Origin of the sequence: Bradyrhizobium sp. 4 (assembly GCF_023100905.1) — a bacterium.
GTDB lineage: Bacteria > Pseudomonadota > Alphaproteobacteria > Rhizobiales > Xanthobacteraceae > Bradyrhizobium.
This window is the reverse complement of record NZ_CP064686.1, coordinates 7,705,771-7,730,474: the sequence shown is the minus strand read 5'-3', so window position 1 is coordinate 7,730,474 and position 24,704 is coordinate 7,705,771. Positions and strand designations below refer to the sequence as shown.

General features: G+C 64.0%; 25 protein-coding genes and 1 tRNA gene. 14 read left to right on the top strand and 12 right to left on the bottom strand.

Annotation, left to right across the window (positions count from 1 at the left end; genetic code table 11):
- The first annotated feature begins 43 nt into the window (after positions 1–43).
- Positions 44–319: a metal-sensitive transcriptional regulator gene (locus IVB45_RS36955; RefSeq protein ID WP_007598521.1), complete on the top strand. Its 276-nt coding sequence runs from the start codon at positions 44–46 to the stop codon at positions 317–319.
- A gap of 59 nt (positions 320–378) precedes the next feature.
- On the opposite strand, the gene IVB45_RS36950 is transcribed toward IVB45_RS36955, so the two are convergent.
- On the bottom strand, positions 379–1,347 hold the full coding sequence (locus IVB45_RS36950; protein ID WP_247357389.1) for a YiiX/YebB-like N1pC/P60 family cysteine hydrolase: 969 nt from the start codon (positions 1,345–1,347) through the stop codon (positions 379–381).
- Positions 1,348–1,539: 192 nt separating this feature from the next.
- Here IVB45_RS36950 and IVB45_RS36945 point away from each other — a divergent pair, with 192 nt between their 5' ends.
- On the top strand, positions 1,540–2,937 hold the full coding sequence (locus tag IVB45_RS36945; protein ID WP_247357390.1) for an FAD-dependent oxidoreductase: 1,398 nt from the start codon (positions 1,540–1,542) through the stop codon (positions 2,935–2,937).
- A 158-nt stretch (positions 2,938–3,095) separates the two neighbouring features.
- Here the strand turns inward: IVB45_RS36945 and IVB45_RS36940 are convergent, their stop codons facing one another.
- Genes IVB45_RS36940 through pheS form a run of 3 tightly spaced genes read right to left on the bottom strand, consistent with a single transcriptional unit; the run spans position 3,096 to position 7,376 of the window.
- The gene (locus IVB45_RS36940) at positions 3,096–3,866 is read right to left on the bottom strand and encodes a sulfite exporter TauE/SafE family protein (protein WP_247357391.1); all 771 of its coding nucleotides are present in this window, start codon (positions 3,864–3,866) and stop codon (positions 3,096–3,098) included.
- A gap of 22 nt (positions 3,867–3,888) precedes the next feature.
- The gene (gene pheT, locus IVB45_RS36935; RefSeq protein WP_247357392.1) at positions 3,889–6,297 is read right to left on the bottom strand and encodes a phenylalanine--tRNA ligase subunit beta; all 2,409 of its coding nucleotides are present in this window, start codon (positions 6,295–6,297) and stop codon (positions 3,889–3,891) included.
- Positions 6,294–7,376 carry a phenylalanine--tRNA ligase subunit alpha gene (pheS, locus tag IVB45_RS36930; RefSeq protein WP_106944075.1) on the bottom strand — a complete coding sequence of 361 codons (1,083 nt, stop codon included), beginning with the start codon at positions 7,374–7,376 and terminating at the stop codon, positions 6,294–6,296. Before pheS ends, pheT begins: the two co-directional genes overlap by 4 nt.
- Before the next feature lie 150 nt (positions 7,377–7,526).
- On the opposite strand from pheS, the gene IVB45_RS36925 reads away from it, so the two are divergent.
- Positions 7,527–7,937, top strand: a complete 411-nt coding sequence (locus IVB45_RS36925; protein WP_247357393.1) for a hypothetical protein — start codon at positions 7,527–7,529, stop codon at positions 7,935–7,937.
- 11 nt (positions 7,938–7,948) lie between these two features.
- Here the strand turns inward: IVB45_RS36925 and rplT are convergent, their stop codons facing one another.
- Together rplT and rpmI are read right to left on the bottom strand one after the other, a co-directional pair.
- Entirely contained in the window at positions 7,949–8,308 is a 360-nt protein-coding gene (gene rplT, locus IVB45_RS36920; RefSeq protein WP_007598538.1) for a 50S ribosomal protein L20, read from the bottom strand.
- A gap of 81 nt (positions 8,309–8,389) precedes the next feature.
- Positions 8,390–8,590, bottom strand: a complete 201-nt coding sequence (gene rpmI, locus IVB45_RS36915; RefSeq protein ID WP_007598540.1) for a 50S ribosomal protein L35 — start codon at positions 8,588–8,590, stop codon at positions 8,390–8,392.
- A gap of 270 nt (positions 8,591–8,860) precedes the next feature.
- On the opposite strand from rpmI, the gene IVB45_RS36910 reads away from it, so the two are divergent.
- Positions 8,861–9,265 carry a hypothetical protein gene (locus tag IVB45_RS36910; RefSeq protein ID WP_027566193.1) on the top strand — a complete coding sequence of 135 codons (405 nt, stop codon included), beginning with the start codon at positions 8,861–8,863 and terminating at the stop codon, positions 9,263–9,265.
- A 155-nt stretch (positions 9,266–9,420) separates the two neighbouring features.
- Here IVB45_RS36910 and infC read toward each other — a convergent pair whose 3' ends face one another.
- Positions 9,421–9,960 carry a translation initiation factor IF-3 gene (gene infC, locus IVB45_RS36905; protein WP_155809540.1) on the bottom strand — a complete coding sequence of 180 codons (540 nt, stop codon included), beginning with the start codon at positions 9,958–9,960 and terminating at the stop codon, positions 9,421–9,423.
- A gap of 249 nt (positions 9,961–10,209) precedes the next feature.
- Between infC and IVB45_RS36900 the strand changes: the two genes are divergently transcribed.
- Both IVB45_RS36900 and IVB45_RS36895 read left to right on the top strand, forming a co-directional pair.
- Complete coding sequence (locus tag IVB45_RS36900) at positions 10,210–11,034, top strand: alpha/beta hydrolase (protein WP_247357394.1); 825 nt, start codon at positions 10,210–10,212, stop codon at positions 11,032–11,034.
- Between the two features lie 149 nt (positions 11,035–11,183).
- Positions 11,184–11,651 (top strand): nuclear transport factor 2 family protein, encoded by a 468-nt coding sequence (locus IVB45_RS36895; RefSeq protein ID WP_247357395.1) that lies wholly within the window; start codon positions 11,184–11,186, stop codon positions 11,649–11,651.
- Between the two features lie 17 nt (positions 11,652–11,668).
- Here IVB45_RS36895 and IVB45_RS36890 read toward each other — a convergent pair whose 3' ends face one another.
- The 3 genes from IVB45_RS36890 to IVB45_RS36880 form a co-directional block, all read right to left on the bottom strand.
- Positions 11,669–12,466, bottom strand: coding sequence for an acyl-CoA thioesterase domain-containing protein (locus tag IVB45_RS36890; protein WP_247357396.1), 798 nt, complete (start codon positions 12,464–12,466; stop codon positions 11,669–11,671).
- Positions 12,467–12,650: 184 nt separating this feature from the next.
- Positions 12,651–13,841 (bottom strand): tRNA epoxyqueuosine(34) reductase QueG, encoded by a 1,191-nt coding sequence (gene queG, locus IVB45_RS36885; RefSeq protein WP_247357397.1) that lies wholly within the window; start codon positions 13,839–13,841, stop codon positions 12,651–12,653.
- Positions 13,790–14,482 carry a glutathione S-transferase family protein gene (locus tag IVB45_RS36880; protein ID WP_007598553.1) on the bottom strand — a complete coding sequence of 231 codons (693 nt, stop codon included), beginning with the start codon at positions 14,480–14,482 and terminating at the stop codon, positions 13,790–13,792. Before IVB45_RS36880 ends, queG begins: the two co-directional genes overlap by 52 nt.
- A gap of 169 nt (positions 14,483–14,651) precedes the next feature.
- Between IVB45_RS36880 and IVB45_RS36875 the strand changes: the two genes are divergently transcribed.
- Complete coding sequence (locus tag IVB45_RS36875; RefSeq protein WP_027566187.1) at positions 14,652–15,458, top strand: undecaprenyl-diphosphate phosphatase; 807 nt, start codon at positions 14,652–14,654, stop codon at positions 15,456–15,458.
- Between the two features lie 68 nt (positions 15,459–15,526).
- Here the strand turns inward: IVB45_RS36875 and IVB45_RS36870 are convergent, their stop codons facing one another.
- The gene (locus tag IVB45_RS36870; RefSeq protein ID WP_247285080.1) at positions 15,527–16,492 is read right to left on the bottom strand and encodes a complex I NDUFA9 subunit family protein; all 966 of its coding nucleotides are present in this window, start codon (positions 16,490–16,492) and stop codon (positions 15,527–15,529) included.
- 160 nt (positions 16,493–16,652) lie between these two features.
- On the opposite strand from IVB45_RS36870, the gene IVB45_RS36865 reads away from it, so the two are divergent.
- Positions 16,653–16,739: transfer RNA gene (locus IVB45_RS36865), tRNA-Leu, on the top strand.
- A gap of 275 nt (positions 16,740–17,014) precedes the next feature.
- On the opposite strand, the gene IVB45_RS36860 is transcribed toward IVB45_RS36865, so the two are convergent.
- Complete coding sequence (locus tag IVB45_RS36860; RefSeq protein WP_247357398.1) at positions 17,015–17,476, bottom strand: lysozyme inhibitor LprI family protein; 462 nt, start codon at positions 17,474–17,476, stop codon at positions 17,015–17,017.
- 563 nt (positions 17,477–18,039) lie between these two features.
- On the opposite strand from IVB45_RS36860, the gene IVB45_RS36855 reads away from it, so the two are divergent.
- From IVB45_RS36855 to lptB, 6 genes are all read left to right on the top strand, one after another.
- The gene (locus tag IVB45_RS36855) at positions 18,040–19,563 is read left to right on the top strand and encodes a hypothetical protein (RefSeq protein ID WP_247358101.1); all 1,524 of its coding nucleotides are present in this window, start codon (positions 18,040–18,042) and stop codon (positions 19,561–19,563) included.
- Positions 19,560–21,074: a 4-amino-4-deoxy-L-arabinose transferase gene (locus IVB45_RS36850; RefSeq protein WP_247358102.1), complete on the top strand. Its 1,515-nt coding sequence runs from the start codon at positions 19,560–19,562 to the stop codon at positions 21,072–21,074. Before IVB45_RS36855 ends, IVB45_RS36850 begins: the two co-directional genes overlap by 4 nt.
- Before the next feature lie 119 nt (positions 21,075–21,193).
- Positions 21,194–21,808: a ribonuclease D gene (locus IVB45_RS36845; protein WP_007598566.1), complete on the top strand. Its 615-nt coding sequence runs from the start codon at positions 21,194–21,196 to the stop codon at positions 21,806–21,808.
- A gap of 144 nt (positions 21,809–21,952) precedes the next feature.
- A complete protein-coding gene (gene lptC, locus IVB45_RS36840) occupies positions 21,953–22,681 on the top strand; it encodes an LPS export ABC transporter periplasmic protein LptC (RefSeq protein WP_247357399.1) in 729 nt (242 codons plus the stop codon).
- 5 nt (positions 22,682–22,686) lie between these two features.
- A complete protein-coding gene (locus tag IVB45_RS36835) occupies positions 22,687–23,397 on the top strand; it encodes an LptA/OstA family protein (protein WP_247357400.1) in 711 nt (236 codons plus the stop codon).
- Between the two features lie 279 nt (positions 23,398–23,676).
- Entirely contained in the window at positions 23,677–24,663 is a 987-nt protein-coding gene (gene lptB, locus IVB45_RS36830) for an LPS export ABC transporter ATP-binding protein (RefSeq protein WP_247357401.1), read from the top strand.
- Positions 24,664–24,704: the final 41 nt, after the last annotated feature.

The window sequence follows — 24,704 nt, the reverse complement described above, 5'->3', positions numbered from 1 at the left end:
CTCCGGCCTTGCAAGTTATACCCTGGGGGGGTATATAGTCCGCATGCGCAAGGACATCAAGGCATCCGTCGGAAAACGTCTCGGCCGGATCGAGGGGCAGGTTCGCGGCCTCTCGAAAATGGTCGAGGAAGACCGCTATTGCATCGACATCGTCACGCAGATCTCGGCGGTGCGCGCCGCGCTGCGCCGGGTAGAGGAAGAGGTTTTGAAAGATCACGTCGCCCATTGCGTCGAGCATGCGATCGCGAGCGGCGACAAGGCCGATCAGCGCGAGAAGATCGCAGAGCTGATGGCGGTGATTGGGCGGGCGGAGCGGTAGGTCGCCGTCATTGCGAGGAGCGCTTCGCTGCGCTCGCAATGACGATGTTGGAGGGACGGCTAAGCCGCCATCTCCAACGCGTGTCCCTGCGCGCGGTACTTTGCGAGATCGTTCAGCAGCACAAAATGCTCGGAGAAGGCAACGCTCATCTCCGCAGCCGCCTCACGCATCACTTCTTCAGCCGAAACCGGCGCCTCTTCGTCAAACGCTTCAGGAACGAGCGGCGGCGCACTGAACGTTTCTGGAAACACACCGAAGGTGCCGGCTACCTCCTCGAGCGGCTTCTGCTTGTCGGCCCAGTGCAAGGCGGTGTAGTCGAAGCCGTGCACGATGGTGGGTTTGACGACTTCGAAATAGGGCGAGATGTCGAAGTCGCGGGGCATGTAGAGCGAGGAATCGCGGATGTGCAGGATCTCGCGGCGAGCAGCACGGCTGCCGGCCTTGGTGATCTTCGGCAGGATCGGATAGCGCACGGCGTCGAACGCCTGCGCGATTAGCGCCGAGCAGATGATCTTGGTGGGATCGCCCGAGCCGATCGAGATCATGCGGCGCCGCCAGCGCTGCGGGATCGGCAGCGGAAACAGAAAGCGCATCAGGTCGACGATGTTCTTGGTGTCGTAGCCGAAGCCGATGCGGTTGATCGCATAGCGGCAGACCGTGGTGCGGTCCTCATAGGACAGCCCGACCGGGCGGCAGACGCGGGTGTGATAGGGGAAATATTTCGATAGCGGCGCGGAGGTGACGCCTTCGCCGATATTGGCCTCGATCAGCACGTGCGGCTCGCCGTCGGGCTCTTCCGCGCCCTCGATCGGGCCGACATAGAGGGCGCCGTGGGACCAGGTCGACTGCGTCAGATATTTGATGATGCCCGAGATGCGGTTGTTGCCCTCGACCAGCAGCACGTCACCCGGCTCGATGACGCCGCGCAGATGCTCGGGGTCGCTCGGCGTGAACGGCTCATAGCCCGGCACCTCCTTCGAGAGGTACGCGGCAATCAGCTTGCCGACTGAATCAAGGACCGTCCCCATTTCAAAACTCCCCCACGGCCTTTTCCGGCCGTCTTTTTCTCTTCTCTACCATGGTCTGAACGTGTTGCAATTCGGTTCATCGCTCTGTGACATCAAGCACGATTGATTCACCATGATGGTTGCCGCGCAACATCAGATACGGCAAGGTTCGCTAGCTGTTCCCGTTTGCTGCAAGTCTCCGGAAACCATGCCATGACAATCACGCGCCGCAGGTTCCTATCGGCATCGGCGGGCCTTGCCGCGATGCCGGTCCTGCGCGCAACCGCCGCGACCCTGCCGCGCGAGGCTGACATCGTCGTGATCGGTGCGGGTGCGGCCGGAATTGCCGCGGCGCGGCGCATCATGGCGGCCAATCGCAAGGTCGTGGTGGTGGAAGCTGCATCGCAGATCGGCGGCCGCTGCATCACGGATACGACCACCTTCGACACGCCGTTCGATCGCGGCGCGCGCTGGATGCACAATCCCGACACCAATCCGATGATCCGGCTGGCGCGCAGCGCCGGGCTCGACGTTCTGCCGGCGCCGTCAGGCCAGAAGATGCGCATCGGTCGCCGCAACGCACGCGCCGGCGAGACCGAGGAATTCCTGGCGGCGCTGGTGCGCGCCAACCGCGCCATCGACGAGGCCGCGCGCGGCAAGCTTGATACCGCCTGCGCCTCGGTGCTGCCGAAGGACCTCGGCGATTGGGCCGGCGCGGCCGAGTTCATGCTGGGCGCGAGCTTCGCCGGCAAGGACCTGAAGGAGTTGTCTGCGATCGACAAGGCGCGGGCACAGGATCGCAACGCCGCGATCGCCTGCCGCCAGGGCCTTGGGACCCTGATCACCAAACTCGGTGAGCAGGCGCCGGTCGCGCTGTCGACGCCGGCGAGTCGGATCGTCTGGAGCAATCGCGACGTCAGCGTGGAGACACAGGCCGGCAGGATCGCCGCACGCGCCGCCATCATCACGGTCTCGACCAATGTGCTGATTTCGGGCGCGATCAAGTTTGGGCCTGACATTCCAAAGCGCACGCTCGATGCCGCCTCGAAGCTCACGCTCGGCAGCTACGATCACATCGTGCTGCAGCTACCGGGCAATCCGCTCGGCCTGTCGCGCGACGACATCCTGATCGAGCAGAGCAATTCGACGCGCACGGCGCTGATGTTCGCCAATATCGGCGGTTCCTCGCTATGTTCGATCGACGTCGGTGGCTCGTTCGGCCGCGATCTCACCCAGCAAGGCGAGAAGGCGATGACGGCCTTCGCCAGGGAATGGATCACGAAGCTGTTCGGCAGCGAGGTCGCCGCCGCCGTGCAGAAAGCCAGCGTGACGCGCTGGAACGCCTCGCCGTTCGTGATGGGTGCGATGTCGGCGGCCTCGCCCGGCGGTCAGCTCTCGCGAAGAATCCTTGCCGAGCCGATCGGCAACATGTTCCTCGCCGGCGAAGCCACGCACGAGACGCTGTGGGGCACCGTCGACGGCGCCTGGGAAAGCGGCGAGCGGGCCGCGGACGCGGCCTTGCGCAAGATCGGCGCGCTCAAGGACGAGCCGGTCGATGTCCCGACGCAGTCGACGAAGAAGCGGCGGGCGCCGCAGTCGCAGAGGAATTGATTAGTCGTCGTCCTGGACAAGCGCAGCGAAGCGAAGCGTAGATCCAGGACCCATTACCCTAGGGATTGGTTTGGCGGAGATTCTTGGTCACCTGCTCGCGCTACAAACGCTGACCGGAGTAATGGGTCCTGGCTTTCGCCAGGACGACAATGGATTGCTTACCGCAAAATTCCATCGAGCGCCGGCAGTCCCGCAATCACGGCCACCGCGATCAGCGCGTAGCAAATCGCGCGAAACACTTTCTCGCTGGCGCGGCCGAACAGCGACGCGCCAAAGGCGACGCCGATCGCATAGACCGGCCCGACGATGAGCGAGAGCACGAGCGATTCGCGGCTGATCAGGCCGGTGGTCGCGTAACTGATCATCGAGAAGAAGTCCGACGCGCCGAAAAACAGCAGGATGTTGGCGCGCGCGACGATCGGGGCGATGGGACGGCCGAGCCAGTAGCCGACGATCGGCGGGCCTCCGGTCTGGGCGAGGCCGCTGCAGAAGCCGGAGAGGCTGCCGATGCCGACCGAAAGCCAAGCGTGGTCCTTGCCGCGATAGCGCCAGCCCGACAGCAACAGAAGCAGCAGCGCGGCGACGAAGCAGGAGATGATCCATCTCGTCGTGACGGGTTCGAGCACGCTGAGGAAATAGGTGCCGACGGGGACGCCGACCAGCGCGCCCAGCACGATCACGGCGGTGGCCTTGCGGTCGGCCTTGCGCCAGGCGTCGGGCAGCAGCGGCGCGGCCGCGACGAAGTCGATCACGAGGAGCAGTGCGGCAACCAGACGCGGCGCCGCGATGCTGCTCGCCAGCGGCATGAAGATCAGGGCCGAGCCGAAGCCCGAGAAGCCGCGCGCGGTGCCTGAAACGAAAGCGACGGCGCAGAGCGCCATCGCAACGGTGAGGCTGACGTCCTTTGGAAGAAAGTCAGTGAGACTCATGCTCTAGATTTCTCGAGCATGATCATGCTCTCAAAGTGCCGCCGGTCTTCTTCGTCACCTCCGCCACGATCTTCGCGGCGACGGCCTCGATCTCCTGGTCGGTCAGGGTCTTTTCGCGCGGCTGGATCGTTACCGCGATGGCGATCGACTTTTTGCCATCGTCGATGCCCTTGCCTTCGTAGACGTCGAACACGTTCACGGCGGTGATCAGCTTCTTGTCGACGCCCTGAGCCGCGCGCACGATATCGCCGCTCTTCACGGTGCGATCGACGATGAAGGCGAAATCGCGTGAGACCGGCTGGAATGCCGACAGCTCGATCACGGGCTTGGCACGGGTCGGCTTCTTCTTCGCCTCGGGGATGCGGTCGAGGATCACCTCGAATACCATCAGCGGGCCGCCGGCACCGAGCGCCTCGAGTGCGCGCGGATGCATCTCCCCGAAATAACCCAGCACGTTCTGCGGCCCGATCTGGATCGTACCGGATCGCCCGGGATGCAGCCAGGACGGGCCGCCCGCGACGATCTGAAGGGCCTGCATCGGTGCCCCTGCGGCGGCGAGCACCGCGAGCGCATCGGCCTTGGCGTCGAACAAGTCAGCCTGCGCCGAACCCGACCAGTGTCGTCCCAGACCTTGCGACGACGCAAAGCCGCGGCGGACGCCGCTTGCCGCCATGAACTGATCCTGCGGGCGATCGCCCTTGAACACCTGCCCGACCTCGAACAGCGCGACATCGCCAAAGCCGCGATCGGCATTGGCCTGCGCCGCCGCGATCAGGCCCGCCAAAAGGGTCGGGCGCATGTCGGACAAATCCGATGCGATCGGGTTGGCGACCTCGAGTTCGCGCTGGCCGCCGCCGAACAGCTTTGCGGCGGACTTGGTGATGAAGGACCAGGTCACCGCTTCGATGATGCCGCGGCTCGCCAGCGCGCGCCTGGCGCGGCGGGTGCGGAGCTGGAGCGGGGTCAGCACGGGTTTGCGTGCGTCCTCGCCGCGCTCGAACGGCGTCATCGGCACCTTGTCGACGCCGTGGATGCGGACGACTTCCTCGACGATGTCGGCCTTGCCGTGCACGTCGGTGCGCCACGACGGCACCGCGACCTTCACGACCGGGCCCGGGCCCGCCATCATGAAGCCGAGATGGGTCAGGATGCGCTTCATCTCCGGCATCGGCACTTCGATGCCCGAGAGCCGCTTGACCTCGGTGACCGGGAAATCGATCACGCGGTCGTCGCCGAAGGTCTTGCCGACAACGACGTTCTCGGACGGCGTGCCGCCGCACATCTCCATCACCAGTTTCGTCGCGAGCTCCAGCCCCGGCACCATGAAGGCCGGATCTACACCGCGCTCGAAACGATAACGCGCGTCCGAATTGATGCCGAGCTTGCGGCCGGTCTGGGCGATGTTGATCTCGTTCCACAGCGCCGATTCGATCAGCACGTCGGTGGTGGTCTCGTCGCAGCCCGAGGCCTCGCCGCCCATGATGCCGGCGAGCGATTCGACGCCGTGCTCGTCCGCGATCACGCAAATCGCGGGATCGAGATTGTAGCTGCGGCCGTCGAGCGCGAGCAGCGTCTCGCCGTCACGGGCGCGGCGCACCACGAGATTGCCCTTCACTTTCTTCGCGTCGAACACGTGCAGCGGTCGTGCGCGGTCGTAAGTCAAGAAGTTGGTGATGTCGACCAGCGCGTTGATCGGACGCAGGCCGATCGCGGTCAGCCGCTTCTGCAGCCATTCCGGCGACGGTCCGTTCTTCACGCCACGCACGAGACGAAGCGCAAAACCCGGGCACAGCGTCGCGTCCTCGACCGTGACCTTCACCGGGCACGGGAATTCGCCCTTGATCGGCTTGATGGTGGGATCTTTGAATTTGCCCATGTCGGCGGCGGCAAGATCGCGCGCGATACCATGCACGCCGGTGCAGTCCTGCCGGTTCGGCGTCAGATTGATCTCGACCACGGGATCGCCGAGGCCGGCCCATGCGGCGTAAGCAGCGCCGATCGGCGCATCCGCGGGCAATTCCATGATGCCGTCATGGTCGTTGGAAATCTGCAATTCAGCCGCCGAGCACAGCATGCCGCGGCTCTCAACGCCGCGGATGGTGCCGACCCCGAGCGTGATGTCCTTGCCGGGAATGTAGGTGCCGGGCGGCGAAAACACGCTGACGAGACCCGTCCGCGCATTCGGCGCGCCGCACACCACCTGCACGGGCGCTCCACCGTCGCCGGTGTCGACCATGCACACGCGCAGCCGATCCGCATTCGGATGCTGCTCGGCGGATATCACCTTCGCGATGGTGAAGGGCTTCAGCGCCTTCGCCTTGTCCTCGATGTTCTCGACCTCGAGCCCGATCATGGTGAGCTTCTCGGCGAGCTTGTCCAAGGGCTCGTCGGTGTCGAGATGTTCCTTCAGCCAGGAGAGGGTGAATTTCACGAGCTCAGCCCTCCCGCGAGCGTCGGTACTTCGAGCGGCTTGAAGCCGTAATGGGACAGCCAGCGGACGTCGCTGTCGAACAGCTGGCGCAAATCGGCGATGCCGTATTTCAGCATGGCGATGCGGTCGATGCCCATACCCCAGGCGAAGCCCTGGTACTCGTCGGGATCGATGCCGCAGGCGCGCAGCACGTTCGGATGCACCATGCCGCAGCCGAGAATCTCGAGCCAGTCCTCGCCCTCGCCGAAGCGGATCTCGCCCTTGTCGCGGCGGCACTGGATGTCGACTTCCAGCGACGGTTCGGTGAACGGGAAGAACGAGGGCCGGAAGCGCATGTTGATGTGATCGACCTCGAAGAACGCCTTGCAGAACTCGTGCAGGATCCATTTGAGGTGGCCGAGATGGGAGTGCTTGTCGATGACGAGGCCTTCGACCTGGTGGAATTGCGGCGTGTGGGTCGCATCGGAATCGATGCGATAGGTGCGGCCCGGGCAGATCACGCGGATCGGCGGCTTCTGGCTCAGCATGGTGCGCACCTGCACCGGCGAGGTGTGGGTGCGCAACAGCATGCGGGAGCCGTCCTCCTTCGGATGGAAGAAGAAGGTGTCGTGCATCTCGCGCGCGGGATGGCCTTCCGGAAAATTCAGCTTGGTGAAGTTGTAATCGTCGGTCTCGATATCCGGGCCTTCGGCGACCGAGAATCCCATGTCGGCAAAGATCGTGGTCAGCTCGTCCCAGACTTGGCTCAGCGGATGGATGCGGCCGGCCTCGGCCGGCGCATCGCGCAACGGCAGGGTGACGTCGATGGTTTCCGACGCAAGCCGCGCGTCGAGCGCCGCCGATTTCAAGACGTCGCGCCGCGCGGCGAGCGCTTCGGTGACCTTGTCCTTGGCCTGGTTGATCGCAGCGCCCTGGGTCTTGCGCTCGTCCGGCGACATTTTTCCGAGCGTGGCAAGCAGCGCCGAGATCGAGCCCTTCTTGCCGAGGGCCGCGACACGCACCGCTTCGAGGGCGGCCTCGTCGCCGGCGGCGGCGATCTGGTCGAGGATGGATGTTTCGAGCGTTGCGAGGTCGGACACGGTCAAATCCCTGCTGCCAAATTCGGCTGGGTTGTCGCCGCCCGAAGGCCGTAACGTCAAGCGAAAAGCCGGTCATTCGGGCTGACGAGCGGCTGGGTTGAACCTCGCGCGGGAGGCTGGCACCAAGGGGGATACGAGGAGGCTTTCGCGATGCTCTCAAGATCCGGTCTGGCTGCTCTCGCCGTCGTTCTCTTGGTCGCGAGCACCCCGGCGCGCGCCATGGTCTGCATGGAGAAATCCATGACGCTGGACGAGGTCGTCGACACCATCGGTGCCCAGAAGGGCTGCGAAAGTGCGATGAAGGTGTTTCAGGATTGCCAATTGACCGCGAGCGGCGATGTCCAGCTCGGCGCCGCCGTCGAGAAGAAATGCGAGGCGGACTTCATGCCCGGCCTCAACATTGCGCGGAAACGGGCTTACCAACGCGAGATGCGCGTGTGCGACCGGAAGTACCGGAATAAATCCGGCACCATGTATCTGTCGTTCACAGCATTCTGCCGGGCGGAGATCGCCCAGCGCTACTCGCAACGCGCGCTGAAAGCCGGCGGAGCCGGCCGTTAGCGCGGGCGTGCTCAGGCCGCCAGAGCGGCTTTGGCCTTCTCGGCGATCGCCTGGAACGACGCGGGCTCGTTGATCGCGAGATCCGACAGCACCTTGCGGTCCACGGTGATCCCGGACTTGGCCATGCCGTCGATAAAGCGGCTGTAGGTCAGGCCGAACGGACGCACGGCAGCGTTGATGCGCTGGATCCAGAGCGCGCGGAACGTCCGCTTCTTGCGCTTGCGATCACGGAAGGCATACACGAGAGCCTTCTCGACCGCCGGCTTGGCGGTGCGGATCGTGTTCTTGCGGCGGCCGCGGAAACCCTTGGCGGCCTTGTAGACTTTCTTGTGCTTGGCGTGGGCGGTCACACCGCGTTTGACGCGAGCCATGACAAATATCCTTCGAAAGATGACTTGATGTTCGGATCGCCGCGAAAGCTGCGGCGCGGGTGGCAATGATCGTGGACGCGATCAGGCGTTCGGCAAGAAGTACTTCTTGACGTTGTCGCCGTCGGTCTTGAACAGCACGGCGGTGCCGCGCAGCTGCCGGATCTGCTTCTTCGTCCGCTTGATCATGCCGTGACGCTTGCTGCGATGAGCGAACATCACTTTGCCGGTGGCAGTCACCTTGAAGCGCTTTTTAGCGCCCGATTTGGTCTTCAGCTTGGGCATTTGGCTCTCCTAATGGCCATAGAAATCCGCCCGCGAAGGCGGCTGGCCGTCAAAATGCTCGTTAGAGCGTTGATTGTGCTCAGGTTTTACGAACAAGCGCGAAACCCGCACGGACACCGCCACGGCAGCCCTTAATCAGCCGGGCAATGAAGGCTGGGCTTATGACAGAGGACGGGCGAATTGGCAACGATGAACCGGTGGAACCTAGCCGCCGACTATCCGGAATTGCTAACCTCATGTCCGAGCCGTGTCGCCCGGAGCAGGATTAAAATGCCCTATTTTTCCCAATCGCTTCCGTCTTTGACGGATGTCGCTCGTCCGCGCCGCCTGGCGCTGTTGGCTGTGCTCGCCATGGCTGCGTTTCCGTCGACTGCCGATGCTCGCATCCGCGGCTATGACGGCGTCTGGAACGTCACCTTCGCCACCACCCGCGGCAATTGCAGCTCCGGCTACAGCGTTCCCTTCACCGTCGCCGGCAGTCGGGTGTCGTCCGCCGGCGGTGGCCGGGTCTCCGGCAAGGTCAATCGCAGCGGTGGCGTCGCGGTCGAGGTTTCGGTCGGGGCGTCCCATGCCAGCGGCGGCGGCCGGCTCGCCGGCGCGGCCGGGACCGGCTCCTGGCACGGCATCATCTCCGGCGACCGCTGCAGCGGCATCTGGCAGGCGACAAGGACGTAATTCGAGCGAGCCATCTCCGCGATGGAGGTGCGCTCCCTCTCCCGCAAGCCGGAGAGGTCGCAGCGGTGCTCGCGGCTCGAATATCCGACAAAAAACAAAACGGCCCGCCGGAGATCCGGACGGACCGTTGAATTCTTCAGCCTAAAGAACCGGCGTCAGCGCGGCGCCAGAACCATGACGACCTGACGGCCCTCGAACCGCGCGTCCTGCTCCACCTTGGCGAGCTCGGCGACGTCGGTCTTGATCTTGTCGAGCAGCTTGGTGCCGATCTCCTGGTGCGCCATTTCGCGGCCGCGATAGCGCAGGGTGATCTTGACCTTGTCGCCTTCTTCGAAGAACCGCTGCATGGCGCGCATCTTCACTTCGTAATCGTGGTCGTCGATCATCGGGCGGAGCTTGATCTCCTTGATCTCGACGATCTTCTGCCGCTTGCGGGCTTCAGTGGCTTTTTTCTGCGCGGCGTACTTGTACTTCCCGTAGTCCATGATCTTGCAGACGGGAGGGCTGACGTTCGGCGAGATCTCGACCAGATCCATGCCGGCTTCCTGGGCCAAGCGGATAGCCGCAACGGTCTCGATGGTGCCCTTGTTGTCACCGGTCTGATCGATCAGCTGGATCTGCGCATTGCGAATATCGTCATTGATGCGCGGCCCGTCTTTGGCGGCAGTGGGCGGGGCTTTATTTGGACGGCGAATGGGTGGTTCTCCAAAGTTATGAAAAGAGGCGGCTATTTTGCAGGAAGATACGGTTGCCGGCAAGCAATCGCTCGTGCGGCGGTCGAAAAAGCCTCAAATGCGAGGCATTTTGGCCACGGCGGGGCACGCAGAGGGACATAGACACCTTGCTTCTGTTCCGCAAGCGTCCCAAAGGGCCAATGACGACGTCCAGCTGCGCTGCGGAGCACGTCCGGACAGCTCAAACCGCACAGCCAGAGTAAACGTTCCATGAATCACCCAATTCCCGATGCCGTGCTCGACTTCATCGATGTGGGCGAAGGCCCCTCCGCACGCCGGATCGCGGTGCGCCGCCGCGCGGCCCAAAAATCTGGTCAAGAATCTGGTCCAGAACCTGGTCAAGGACCGGGACTGGTCTGGCTCGGCGGGTTCAAATCGGACATGCGGGGCAGCAAGGCCGTGGCGCTGGACGAATGGGCCCGGGACCACGGCCGCGCCGTGGTCCGTTTCGATTATTCCGGCCACGGCGAATCCGGCGGCGATTTCGCCGACGGAACCATCGGGCGCTGGCTCGAGGAAAGCGTCGCGGTGTTCGAGCGATTCTGCGACGGCCCGCAAGTCCTGATCGGCTCGTCGATGGGCGGCTGGATGGCGCTGCTGCTCGCGCGCGAGATCAAAAAGCGTTCTGGCAAGGCCTCGCTGGCGGGCCTGGTGCTGATCGCGCCGGCGCCGGACTTCACCGAGGAGCTGATGTGGAAGAATTTTCCGGCCGCGGTGAAGAAAGAAATCGAGACCAAAGGCGTCTGGCTGAGACCATCGGATTATGGCGACGGCTCGCCCCATCCGATCACGCGAAATCTGATCGAGGAGGGGCGCAACCACCTCGTGCTCGGCAGCGCCATCGATCTCGGCTGTCCCGTCCGCATCCTGCAAGGTGCGCAGGATCCTGACGTGCCCTGGCAGCACGCGTTCGCGCTGACCCATCGCCTGCCGGCCGACGACGTCGTGCTGACCATGATCCAGGACGGCGATCACCGCCTCTCGCGCCCGCAGGACATCGCCCGCATTCTTGCCGCCGTGGCCGAGATCGGGTGAAATCGCCACCTAGCACTCGGTGTCATCGCCCGACTTGATCGGGCGATCCAGTATTCCAGAGGCGCTCGTGCTCAAGCCGAGAAGCCGCGGCGTACTGGATGCCCCGGTCAAGCCGGGACATGACTGAGAATGGGAGGGGAGAATCGCCGATGACCACCACCGCCATGCTGCGCGCGTTCTGCGACGCCGTCGAACAACGCAACGGAAAAGCGTTCGCTGATCTCTTCACCGAGGACGGCGTCTATCACGACGTGTTCTACGGCGCCTTCGCCGGCCGCGAGAAGATCGCCGCGATGATCGACGACTGGTTCTATCGCACGGCGACCGACTTCCGCTGGGACATGCACGACCCGGTGTCGAACGGCACCACGCTCTATACGCGCTACACGTTCAGCTACCGCTCCACCTTGCCGGAGACGAATGGCGCGCGGGCGATGTTCGAGGGCGTGGCGATCATGACGCTTCGCGACGGTAGGATCGTCAGCTATCACGAGGTCGCCAACACGGCGCCGGCGTTTGTCGATCTGAAGTTTGCGCCGGAACGGATTGCGAAGATCGTCGCTAGGCAAGGCGCGGAGCTCAAGGCGCGGCCTGAGATGAAGCGGCATCTCGCCTAGCCGTCGTTCTTGCGCACCTACCGCTTCGACGGATTTACCATCGGCTTGCGCTGCGCCAGCGCGGCGACCGTGGCGGTGCCGATCGGGCCCTGCTCGTCATAGAGCCAGCATTCGCCGATCGCGACACCGTCGGTGGCCTGGTGGTTCACCACCTCGAAGCCGATCCAGCTCGTCACCGGCGGGCGGTGCAGATAGATTGTGACGTCGCTGTTGATGTAGCCGAGCCCCTTGTCACCGGCGTTCGCGAACGGACTGGCGAAGTCGGCGCCGGTGGCGACATGGACGAACGGCGTCATCGGCACGCCCGCGACCAGCTCGCGCACCTCGCTCATCCAGAGCTTTCGTGGCCCGAGCGAGCCCATCTGGCCGACGATCGGTCGCGTGGTCCATTTGCCGTTCATGCCGAGCCTGGGATCGGTCGGCTTGGGAATGTCGGCCGGCTTCGGCGCGTCCCAGTTCGGCGGCGACCAGACATTGCCGTCCGGATTCTGCGTTCGACGCAACAGCTGGCACGAGGCGCGCGCCATGCCGACGCCGCCGGAAAAGAACTCCGCTTCCACGACGCGGATGCGCATCCCGTCGCGCACCAGCCGTGTCGTCACCTCGATCGGCTTGTCGATGGTCGGCAGCCGAAACATATCCACGGTCAGCCGCGCCGGCACGAATTCGGGGCCGGAATGGCGCTCCTCGATGGCGAAGCCGAGAAGGCCGACGATGACGCGTCCGTGCAGCGATTTCGGATCCCACGGGCCGTTGGCGACTTCCGTCGGGTGGAATGTGTCGCCGTCGCGGGTGAAGAAAGGCATGTTTGTCATGATGCGCGAGCTTGAAGGAACGTGTGGGGAAATCAAGGGTGGCGAGAGCGTGCCTGCTCGCCACAACAACAGGTGTCATCGCCCGGCTTGACCGGGCGATCCAGTACTCCGAGCTGGCAGTGATTGAATCGATGGGCTGCGGCGTACTGGATGCCCCGCTTTCGCGGAGCATGACAGCGGAGGATTAGGGGGCGGTGCGCCACTCCTCACGCACGCTTTCGTCGCTCTCGCCAGCAATCGCATTCGTCCTGATCGCCTCGAACTCATCCCGTGGCATCAACTGCCCCAGCGCCCACACCGCAGCCCCGCGCACCAGCGTGCTCTCATCGCCCAGCAATCGCCGCGCCTCGTCCGCCAGTGCCGCATCGCCGGAGTTGCCGATCGCGATCAGCACGTTGCGCAAAAAGCGGTCGCGGCCGATGCGCTTCACCGGAGACTTCGTGAACAGCGCACGGAACGACGCGTCGTCGAGCCGCGCGAGCTCGGCGAGACCTGGCGCGCGCAAAGCGTCACGTGCGGCGAGCTTGGCCTCACGGCCCTCCTGCGCGAACTTGTTCCAGGGACAGGCGGCGAGGCAATCGTCGCAGCCATAGATGCGGTTGCCGATGCTTTTACGAAATTCGCGCGGGATCGGTCCCTTGTTCTCGATGGTGAGATAGGAGATGCATCGCCGCGCATCGAGCTTGTAGGGCGCAGGGAAGGCCGCGGTCGGGCAGATGTCGAGGCACGCCCGGCACGAGCCGCAATGATCGATCTCGGCGTCGTCGCGCGGCAGTTCCAGCGTGGTGTAGATCGCGCCGAGAAACAGCCATGAGCCGAATTCGCGCGAGACCAGATTGGTATGCTTGCCCTGCCAGCCCAGACGCGCGGCTTGCGCCAAGGGTTTCTCCATCACGGCCGCGGTGTCGACGAACACTTTCACTTCGCAAGGCGTCACCTCACGAGTTGCGGTCGCGACCAGCCATCGCGCCAGTGCCTTCAGGCGCTTCTTGATGAGGTCGTGATAGTCGTCGCCTTGCGCATAGACCGAGATCGCCGCGCGCGTGCGCTGTTGCAGGATCGCGAGCGGATCCTGATCGGGGCCGTAATTGACGCCGAGCATGATGACGCTACGCACGTCCTGCCACAGCCCGCGCGGATCGACCCGGCGCTCCGGCTGCGCGGCGAGCCAGTCCATGTCGCCATGGCCGCCGGATGCGATGAATTCGAGAAAATGTTGTCCGGCGCTCTCGATCGTGCCGGGCTCTGTGATGCCGATGCAGTCGAAGCCGAGCGCGCGGGCCTCGTTTGCCAGCGCCGTCTTCAGTTCGGTCGGATCGGAGTTCAGAAGTCGAGGTCCACGTAGGTCCGCGACGCCGGCACTCCGGCCAGCCATTCGCTCAAGAGCGGACGGAACGACGGGCGGGATTTCACCCGTGCGTACCACGCCTTTGCCGCGTCGTCCTCGCTCCATGGCACGTCGCCCAGATAGTCGATCGCCGAGAGGTGCGCCGCGGCGGCGAGATCCGCGTAGCTGAGCCGGTCGCCGGCGAGGAAATTACGCGTCTGCGCCAGCCAGCCGATATAGGCCAGATGATAGCGCACGTTGGCCTTGGCGGCGCGCATCACGTCGGCCGAGGGCGGGCCGCCACCGTTGTCCTCGCTCATGAAGCGCTTGTAGATGCGCTCCGTGACGAGCGGGTGGGAGACTTCCTCGAAGAACTTTTCGTTGAACCAGGCCATCAGCCGGCGGACCTCGACGCGCTCGCCGATCGTGTCCGGCATCAGGCGCTTCAGTCCCATCTCGGAGCCATAGGCCTCGTCGACATATTCGGCGACGATCGCCGCGCCCGGGATCGGCGGCTGCTCGTCGTCCACCAGAACGGGCGTCGTGCCCGCCGCATTGAGCAGCAGAAACGCTTCGCGCCGCTCCCAGCTGCGCTCTTCGATCAGCTTCAGCTCAAGCCCGTATTCTCCCGCGATCAGGCGGATGAACCGCGAATGCGGGCAGAACGGATGATGAAACAGCGTAAACATGAAGCCTTTGACTATGTGATGGTGCTTAAGAATCCATCAATGTTTGTGCGGCGCCACACTAGTCATTCAAAACCGCGAAGCAAGGGCGCGCCGCCGCATTTTGCGATTGCAGCAAGGGAGCGGATGGGCGAGAAGAGCCCCGCTTTTCCAGCCGAAATGGACCGTAAATATGTCAGATGCAATACGGGCAGTGATCCTCGGCATCATCGAGGGTGTGACCGAGTTCCTTCCCGTGTCCTCGACCGGCCATTTGCTGCTCGCGGAGCGCTTCTTCCATCTCGGCGAGGGCGCGTTCTGGGACTCGTTTACGGTCCTGATCCAGCTCGGCGCGATCCTCGCGATCGTCGTGTTGTACTTCAAGAAATTGTGGGACGTCGCGATCGGCATGTTCACGGGCGACGCCTATGCACGCCGCTTCGTGATCGGCGTGCTGGTCGCGTTCCTGCCCGCTGTCGTCGTCGGTCTCGTCGCCGGCAAGTACATCAAGAGCATGCTGTTCAATCCGTGGGTGGTGTGCTTTTCGCTGATCGTCGGCGGCGCCATCCTGCTCTGGGTCGACAAGCTCGATCTCAAGGCGCGCGAGCACGACGCCACCCGGTTTCCGCTGCTGATGTATCTCTACATCGGCATCGCGCAGTGCATCGCGATGATCCCGGGCGTGTCGCGCTCCGGTGCCAGCATCGTCGCGGCGATGTTCCTCGGGGCCGACAAGCGCGCGGCGGCGGAGTTCTCGTTCTTCCTCGCCATTCCCACCATGATCGGCGCGTTCGCCTACGATTTCTACAAGAACCGCTCCGAGATGACGATGGACCACATGGGCATCGTCGCCATCGGCTTCGTGGTGTCGTTCGTCACCGCGATCATCGTGGTGAAGACGTTCCTGGAATACGTCACCCGCCACGGCTTCGTGGTGTTCGCCTGGTGGCGCGTGATCGTCGGTACGCTCGGCCTGATCGCGCTGGCGCTGGGGCGGTAGACCCGAACGTCGAACAATTGCAGTGCGGACGCTGAAGTTCGTCATGCCCGGCCATGACGGGGGGATGGCTACGCGCTCTTGCGCTGGAATTGCCCGGCGGCGCGGAAGCGCCAGAGATATTGCGGGGCGATCGCTTCAAGCGAGTCGGGCGTGATGCCGAGGCCTTCCAGCGTTAGCCCGGCGGCCTTCGCCGCGTCAGACACGACATTGTCGCGCGCGAGCAGCGTGACCTGGTCCGGCGTCAGCTTCAGCGCGCCCGGCGCGAATTGCAGGAAGTTGGCCTTGAAGCGGGCGAGGCCAAACGGCAGCGGCATCAGCATCGGCTTGCGATCGGCAATCTCGAGAATGGCCTCGATGATCTCGCGCATGGTCAGCACTTCCGGGCCGCCGAGCTCGTAGGTTGCGCCCGCCTTGGCCTTGCCGTCGACGGCATCCGCGACCGCGGTGGCGACGTCGCCGACATAGACCGGCTGCATCTTGGTGTCGGCGCCGATCAGCGGCAGCACCGGCGACATCCGCGCCAGTGCGGCGAAGCGATTGGTGAACTGGTCCTCGGGGCCGAACATCACGGAGGGGCGGAAGATCGTCGCCGACGGCACCGCGGCCAGGACCGCGGCTTCGCCGGCCGCCTTGGCTCTGGCATAACGCGAGGGCGATTCCGCGTCGGCGCCGATCGCCGAGACATGGATCAATTGTGCCCCGGCGGCGGCCGCCGCCTTGGCAATGGTCTCGGCGCCCTTGGCCTGGACGGCGTCAAAACTCTGCGCGCCGCCCTCGGCGAGGATGCCGACCAGATTGATCACGACATGCGAATCACGCAGTGCCGCCTCGATCGAGGCCGGATAGCGCACGTTCGCCTGCACGGTGTGGACCTGCCCGACCTTGCCGGAGGGCTGGAGGTACCCGGCCAGCTCCGGCCGCCGCACCGCGACCCGGACCCGGTAGTCGCGCCGGCACAGTGCACGGACCACATTCCGGCCCAAAAACCCCGATCCGCCGAAAACCGTGACGAGCGTGTCCAGATTCGATGCCATGGGATCCATTCCTGGGTCATTCCTGCGGGAAGAGTGCGTCTCGTCCGGCTTGTATCGGGCCGGTTTGCGATGCGCAATCCGCATCCCGAAGCGGGGTTCAAGCATGAATTGACAACCGCGTCACCGAACCGTAGTAACCGCCTCCGTGCCTAACCGGCATGCCCAGGTGGTGGAATTGGTAGACGCGCTGGCTTCAGGTGCCAGTGGCTTAACGGCCGTGAAGGTTCGAGTCCTTTCCTGGGCACCATCTCCTACTCAAGCGATCGAAATCGCTTTTGCAGGGAATTGAGCTGCTGACCGGTACACAAAACCGAGGCACGGCGCTCATCGCGTACCGAATGGCCTACATCGCTCGTCGGGTCGGCTCGGATCGCAGGCGATCTGGAGGAGGCTGGCCTCAGTCGCTCAGGTAAGTGCTACGCACCGAGCTATGAACGACGTCCACCGCGCTCGCGGCCGAAGCCGTCGTCGCTATGTGGGAAAAGGTCGGCAAAGCTGATGACCCCAAGCGCCTAAGAGGTCTCAGTGCTCGTTGACCGCAGCGCCGAGCTTGATCAGGCTCAGCGAGCGGTTCGCGGTCTCGCGCAGGCGGCAGTAGCTCGCGCTGCCCCGGTACATGCCGGGATCGACCTTGTCGAAGACCGCGCAGAAGCCATCACGCGACGCGGCGAAAGTTTTCTGCGACTCATTGACCGCCTTGATTACGTCGGCGAACCCGCCGGCCTGAACCTTCTTTAGCGCCTCACTTGTTTTCTGCGTCCAAATGGCGAGTTCGCGCGCCGCGCAGGCTTTCCATTTGGCGACATCGTCATTCGCGCCCTCTGCCGCTTTGATGCAGGGGTCGGCGACGAGCCCGACGCACGCGCCGCCGAAACCGCCGGTTTTCTCCGCGGTCTTCAGGCAGCCATCGATCACCGCAAGTTCGGCTGGCGCGATGCCTTGGGCGAAAGCCATCGATGCGAGCGGGAGGCTTGCGGCGAGCATCGCGGCGGCAAGTTTGAGCTTCATTGAAGATCTCCGTTCGGCGCATCGAAAATATGGAACACAATACCACTGCGAGCACATGAAGCTCAGCGAGACGGTAGACCGGCGGCTGTGGTGGAAGGGCCGGACGGCGAGGGCGAAGGGAAAACGAGGGGGTATGCGGCTTCGGCTATGCCCTCTCCAATCAATGCCTTTGAATGCGCCTTGACCTGACTTACGAGATTTTCGACCAATAGGTGATACATGCAACTTTGGTCATCGAAGGCCCAGCGTTGGTTCACCTGAATGTGGAACAGGAGCTACGCTGACGAATAATGACGGCGGGACCGGTTAAGGCACGCACGGGCTCTGCCTCTTGGGCGTTAAAATTTTCAAGTCGGAACAGCCGCTTGGAGGCTTTCGAAGCCGGCGGTCGGGCCGATTTTCATTCCGCAAAACCCCATCGATTGCACCGTCCGAATTTACCCGACTTTAGACAAACTGGCCCTAAGTCAGCAGGCAGGCTCGCATCCGGCCGTCGGCGAGCACGGAGCCATCGGGCTCGCTTTGTCGTGAGGGAAACGGTGGATCAGCACCAGGTCTGGCACGAGCCGACATTCGACAAGGTTGCGAACGCGATCAGCCCGTTCTTCCTGAGATCGGGAATTTATCTGTTCCTGATCTCGTTCATTTGCCTGTTCTACGTCTTGAACGCGCCGCTTCTGCTCGGTCACTACGATCTGGGCTGGCATCTCGCGGCCGGAAATCTCATCCGGGAACGCAACGCCATCCCGCTCCACGACCCCTGGTCGTTCACCCACGGCGACAAGCCATGGCTCAATCTGTCCTGGCTCTGGGACGCGCTTGCCAGTGCGACGCTTCAATACGCGGGCTTCGGCGGCCTCGTCCTGTCGACGGTCGCCTGTGGTGCAGCGATTGCCGGCATCCTGACTGCGATCTCTCTCGGCTACGGTGCGTCGGCGATTGCGGTTTGCGTGGCGGTCTTCCTGGCCTGCCTGCTTTATCCCGCCTACGAAGTTGCGCCGAACATGTATCTCGCGGTCGCGCCGAATACATGCACGATGCTGTTCTGCGTCGTCTTCTATCGCGAATGCCTGCGACGTACGCGATGGTTCGTGCTTCCCGTGTTGATGGCGTTTTGGGCCAATCTGCACGGCGGTTTTCTGCTCGGGTTTTTCGTGATTGGCGTCTTCTGCGGCGCCGCCTTGCTCAGAGCGTCCTGGGCCGATCTCAGGGTCCTTGCTCTCGCCGGGATCGGGTGCCTCGCTGCGACATTCGTCAATCCGCTCGGCTGGAATATCTATGCCGGTGCCGCCGCGACGATGGGGCACTTCGTCCAGGGTAATATTACCGAATGGCGGTCCTACTACGACAACATTGAAATACCCGGCAGCATTCCGGGCATCCTGTACATGCTGGCCTTCGTCGCGCTCGAGCTTCGCTACAGAAACTCCAGGCCAGTCCCGCTCGAACCGAGATTGATGTCCTGGCTGTTCCTGATTCTGGGACTGTGTCAGTTCAGGTACATCGCGTTCTTCTTCATCTTCTCGACTGTGCCGATGGCGCTTCACCTCAGCCGCTTGCTGCCTCGGCGTCTCACCGCCGTTGACGTGCGTGGAGCGTTGCTGGCTGCCGGCATCGTCGGTCTCGGCACCCTGCCGCTGGCTTACTTGCGCGTCGCGCCGGCGCTCGCACTTCCGACGATGCTGTCGAGCGAAGATGCCGGCTATCTGCAAAACAATTTCGCCGATGCGCGGGTCCTGAACCATTGGAATATCGGCGGTTACCTGATTTTCACGACGCACGGCACCGTTCGCCCGTTCGTCGATGGCCGCGCCGCGACCGCCTATCCGGACGATTTGCTGCACGACTATTTCAAGCTGGTGAGCTGGGAAATCGACGAGACCGCGTGGGACATGGTGCTCGATAAATATCGGATCGAGGCCGTGCTGTGGGTCAAGGCGCACGAACAGCTGCGGCAGTTCCTGGTGGAGCGGCGAGGCTGGCGCGAGCAATACACCGGCGCTTACGTGACCGTTTACGTCAGGCCCCAATCCAGTTTGGCTGGCGAAGCCAAAACACAATGACGACCAGCGCCGCAGCTCTGCCCGCGATCGCGCCCGCCGCCAAAGCCGAAAGCTTCGCGACGCGGTACGGCGCCTTGTGCGCATTGCTGTTACTGGCTGCGGCAGTCCGGCTGCCGCTCGCCTTTTGGCCGAACATCGTTCACGTCGACGAGCTGTATCAATATCTGGAGCCGGCCTGGCGCCTGCTTGGCCACCAGGGTGTCGTCACCTGGGAATGGCGCGACGGCATCCGGAGCTGGTTTCTGCCGACCTTGTTCGCAGGGCCGGTCGCTCTCGGCGACTGGCTTGCGCCGGGCGGGTGGGGTGCCTTCGTCGTCCCTCGCCTGGTGGTCGGGCTTGCCTCGCTGTCGATCGTCGTCACGGCCTGGCATTTCGGCGAACGCATCTCCAGGTCGCATGCCATCGTTGCGGCGTTTGCCGCCGCGGTCTGGTTCGAGCTGGTCTACTACGCGCCCCACACGCTGAGCGAACCGCTGGCGACGGCCGTGATCCTGCCGGCGGCCTATCTGCTGACGGGCGAGCTCGCGCGCAACCGGCTCTTCACCGCGGGCGCATTGCTTGCTCTCGCCTGTGTCTGGCGCTTTCAATATGTGCCGGCTTGCGCGGTGCTTGCGTTGGCGGCGTGCTGGCGCGACCTGCGAAACGCGATCGCCCTGGTCGCGGGCGGATGCGTGGTCCTGGTGCTGTCCGGCGTCCTCGACCTGGCCCACGGCTCAGCGCCGTTTGCGTGGCTCGTCCGGAATATTCAGCAAAACCTCCTGCATGACCGCGCTTCGGAATTCGGTGACGCGCCCGCGGCCGCCTACGTTCTGCAGGCTTCAATTCTGTGGTCGGGAGCGACACTGCTGATGCTGCTGGCGCTCTGGCGCGGCTGGCGACATGCCCCCCTTTTGATCGTCGCGGCCGTCGTCAACGTCGCGTTTCACAGCATGATCGTGCACAAGGAATACCGCTTCATTTTCCTGTCGATCGCCCTGCTGATCATCGCGGCGGGGCTTGGCTCCGCCGATTGGGTCCAGATGATGCGCCGGCAAAACCCGTGGCGCTCACTTGCCGTCGTATGTGGCGGCTGGCTGCTGCTCTCGCTCGGTCTGTCGGGCGCAACGCTGATCATGCGTGACAACTGGATGCGCGGCATCGGCGTGGCCCAGCTGATGGCGGAGCTCGAGGCCGATCCTGAATTTTGCGGTCTGGCCCTGTACGCGATCAACTATCCCTTTGTGCCCGGACGCGGGCAGCTCGCGGCCCGCCGGCCGATCTATTCCTTTTATCGGGACGACCCCTTGGCCAAGGGGCGACTTCCGGCTGTGGTGAAGACGCACCAGGCCGGGTTCAACCGCATCATCGGCCCGACGAGCCTGGCCAGCGAATTGCCGGCGGATTTCTCGCCACGAAGTTGCGCAATGATGAGCGATGACAAGCCGGCCTGCGTCTTCGCGCGACAAGGGGCTTGCGATGCGCCCGCCAGCCCGTTCGGCGTCAACGACGTGCTCGTGCGCCTGAACTACTAGCCGCGCCAGATGCTTGCGCCGGCGGCTGGCAGCGGATACATCGCGGCCGGCCCTCGCCAGCATCTGTCCCGGGGATTAGCCTGCAAAAACGCACCGATTCGATTGAGGTTTGAAACGCCATGACCGTACGCCTGCACCGCGGCGACCTGCCCGATCTGTCCCGCTACACCGGAGCGGTGGCGATCGATACCGAAACGATGGGCCTGAATCCGCATCGCGACCGGCTCTGCGTGGTGCAGCTCTCGCCCGGCGACGGCAGCGCGGACGTGGTGCAGATCCCCAAAGGTCATACCGACGCGCCGAACCTGAAGGCGCTGCTGGCCAATCCCGCGAACACGAAAATCTTCCACTTTGCGCGGTTCGACGTCGCGGTGCTGTATCAGACGTTTGGTGTCATGACCGGGCCGATCTACTGCACCAAGATCGCCTCCCGCCTGATCCGCACCTATACCGACCGCCATGGCCTCAAGGACCTCGTGCGCGAGGTGCTCAATGTCGATCTCTCCAAGCAGCAGCAATCGAGCGATTGGGGTTCCGACAGCCTGACCGAGCCGCAGCTCGCCTACGCCGCCTCCGACGTGCTGCATCTGCACGGCTTGCGCGAGCGGCTCGATGCCATGCTGGCGCGGGAAGGCCGCACGGCGCTGGCCAAAGCCTGTTTCGACTTCCTGCCGACCCGCGCCTTGCTCGATCTCCAGGGCTGGGCCGAAGAGGACATTTTCGCGCATTCCTAGCGTTTCGCGTAGCGGCCGGGTGGGGCGGTCGCCCCGTTTCAGACACTTTCGTAACAGCCTGTCGCTGGCTGCATATTTTGGCGTTGCCGGCTACAATGGGGCGCCCGCCAGCCGGACAAGGCGGGCGACACCTCAGGAGCCCAGGTGAATTCGGCCCATAATGTCACCTACGATGCCGCGCTTGCGGCGAAGTTCGCCAGCGCGGCGCGCCACAGCCGCCTGGTGCGGATTCTGCGCGTCGCGGTGCCGGCGACGGTGGCTGCGACGATGGGTCTGCTCGTCCTCATCTCGACCATCTTCAACCCGTTCCAGATCCCCGTGAAGCTCGACTCCGGAAATCTCGTGGTGACAGGCACCAAGATCACGATGGAATCGCCGCATATGTCCGGCTTCACCCCGGACCAGCGGCCCTATGAGCTCTGGGCCAAGACCGCGACCCAGGACATCACCGATCCCGATCATGTCGATCTCCATGATCTGCGCGCGAAGGTGCTGATGGAAGACCAATCGACCCTGTTCCTCGATGCCCGCACCGGACGGTTCGACAACAAGCAGCAACAGCTCGACCTGCACAAGGACATCTTCCTGCGCACCTCGACCGGCTACGAGGCGCGGCTGAACTCGGCCTTCGTCGACATGGGCAAGGGTACGGTTTCCTCGGATGAGCATGTCGACGTCAAGCTGACCAATGGAACGCTGACCGCCGATCGGCTGCGGATCACGGAGGGCGGCGACGTCATCCGCTTCGAAGGCAATGTGGTGATGCACCTCGACAAGCTGGACGATCCCGCCGCCGCTCAGCCTGCGCCGGCCGAACCCGCGCCGGCGGCGAAGTCACGTACGCCCCAGAACAAGTCCGCCAATTCAAAGTGATTTTCATGATCAGGTTTTTCCCGCGCAACGACGACAAGCGGCGCGTCATCCCCGGTGCGGCCGCGCTCGCCGTCGGCATCGCACTGATTGCAACGGGTGTGGCAAGCGCGCAGAGCACGATGCAAGGCGTGCCCAACGCGATGCAGGGCTTCTCGCAGAACCGCGATCAGCCGATCCAGATCGAAGCCGCCTCGCTCGAGATGCGCGACAAGAAAAAGGAAGCGACCTTCTCCGGCAATGTGAAGGTCATCCAGGGCGACACCACCATGACCTCGAAGACGCTGGTGGTGTTTTACGATTCGGGCGGCGACAAGCCCGCCACGCCACAGCCTGCGGCAAAGGCGGCAAAGGGGGCGCCGATGCAGTCGGCGACGCCGGGGCCGGGCGGGAACTCCTCGATCAAGCGGCTGGAGGCGCGCGGCAATGTCGTCGTCACCCAGAAGGACCAAGTGGTGACGGGCGAGACCGCCGTGTTCGACACCCGCACCAACCTCATCACCATGCTTGGCGGCGTCGTCTTGACGCAGTGCAAGAACGTGCTGCGCGGCGACCGGCTGGCGGTCGACATGACCACGGGCGTGTCGCGTGTGGAATCCGACAGCGGCCGGGTGCAGGCGCTGCTGCCGCAGGGCGGCGGCAATGATTGCGGATCCGGAGGCGCGGGCAAGCCCGGCGCGGGACCTCTGCAATTGCCTGGTGCAAATAAGCCCAAATAAGCCCAGTTAAGTCCAAATCAGGCAAAGGAAATTTGAAGAGTGATTTCAGATGCTTGGGTCGAGCACTGCCGATCCGAGGTTGAAGCTTGCCCGTCGAGACTGTATCTAGCGCAAAGGGCTTTCGAAGCGGGGTTCGCCGCTTTTCGGGCGTGTTTCACTGGGCATGAGACATCCCTTCATTCATGCTGCGTCGGCGAATCCTGAGGCCGGCGCGGCAGATCGCGCGAAGACCGCGCAGGATCGTCGCGCAGAATCGTCGCGAAAGGCTAGAAGGCGGGGATGGTCGATCTCTTCAGCATGTTCCGTCGGCGCCCCGCCAAACGCGGCCGGCCAGGATTTGCGCGCCAGGACATCACCGCGCTCGGTGACAGCGTCGGCGGTCTCGTGGCCAGCCCGGTCAGGGACGCGCCGCCGATCGTCCGTAACCAACCGATGCATGCGCCCGATCAGTTCCAAGCCGATCAGCCCCGGGCCCAGGCGGTTCACCCCGTGAGGGCTGCCGGCAGGCCCAATGGTTCCGGCGGGCCGCAGCTCTTGAAGAGGCCGGGCTTCCTGGCTGTGCATAGCGTGGAAAAGAGTTTTGGCAGCCGCCAGGTCGTGCGCGGCGTCAGCATCTATGTGCGCCGCGGCGAAGCGGTCGGCCTGCTCGGCCCCAACGGCGCCGGCAAGACCACCGTGTTCTACATGATCACCGGCCTGATCAAGGCCGATCGCGGTGCGATCGAGCTCGACGGCCACGACGTCACCAAGCTGCCGATGTATCAGCGTGCGCGGCTCGGCATCGGCTATCTGCCGCAGGAAGCCTCGATCTTCCGCGGTCTCACCGTCGAGCAGAACATCCGCGCCGTGCTCGAAGTGGTCGAGCCCTCGCGCAAGAAGCGCGAGCAGCAGCTCGACTCGCTGCTCGACGAATTCAACATCACGCGCCTGCGGAAATCGCCGTCGATCGCGCTGTCCGGCGGTGAGCGGCGCCGCGTCGAGATCGCACGGGCGCTGGCGACGCGTCCGAACTACATGCTGCTCGACGAGCCCTTTGCCGGCATCGATCCGATCGCGGTCGGCGACATCCAGGACCTCGTCCGCCATCTCACCAACCGCGGCATCGGCGTGCTGATCACCGACCACAATGTGCGTGAGACGCTCGGCCTCACCGATCGCGCCTACATCGTCTATGCCGGTGAGATCCTGACCGAGGGGAGCCCGGATGAGATCGTGGCCGATCCGGACGTGCGCCGCCTTTACCTTGGCGAGGAATTCCGCCTCTAGCCCGTTTTTCCAATTCGTCAAGACGTGTACATCGGGCTTGG